Source organism: Lactobacillus sp. C449L, from assembly GCF_059900815.1.
The window spans coordinates 1-476 of sequence record NZ_JBWXGA010000150.1; the positions used below are offsets into that span (position 1 = coordinate 1).

General features: G+C 57.6%; 2 protein-coding genes. Both read right to left on the reverse strand.

The features are described from left to right. The coding region (locus AC2JF9_RS08750) for a DEAD/DEAH box helicase (protein ID WP_500726986.1) at positions 1–221 on the reverse strand (221 nt) is incomplete at its 3' end. An 83-nt stretch (positions 222–304) separates the two neighbouring features. Next, positions 305–466 carry an AraC family transcriptional regulator gene (locus AC2JF9_RS08755; RefSeq protein ID WP_500726988.1) on the reverse strand — a complete coding sequence of 54 codons (162 nt, stop codon included), beginning with the start codon at positions 464–466 and terminating at the stop codon, positions 305–307. Positions 467–476: the final 10 nt, after the last annotated feature.

The following is a 476-nucleotide window of genomic DNA, read 5'->3' on the forward strand; positions in this document are numbered from 1 at the left end:
GCCTGCACCGACGCCCTGCGCGGGTCGATGACCTCCAAAATCGGCAGCACGAACGCGAGCGTCTTTCCCGTGCCCGTCTGCGCTTGCACGATCGCGTCATGCCCCGACAATAACGCAGGAATCGCCTGCTCCTGCACCGGCGTCGGAGTGACGATGCCTTGTTTTTGTAACACATCCGCTATCAGGGCGCGCACGCCCAACGCCTCAAATCGATTCGCCACGTCAGTTCCTCAATTCCTTGACTAAGAGTATACCTCTCAGTGTACCCGAAATCGACGTCCTATGAAACATTTCCCATCCTACATTAAAATAAAGCGTTCCGCCAGCCGTTCTGCGTTTTCGCTTCGCGGAACTCGGAAGGGGTCATGCCGGTGTGCCGCTGGAACACCTTCGTGAAATATCGCCGCTCCGCATAGCCGCTGAGAGCGCCGATTTTCGCGATGCTCTTGTCGGTCATCAGCAGCAGCGACTTCGCG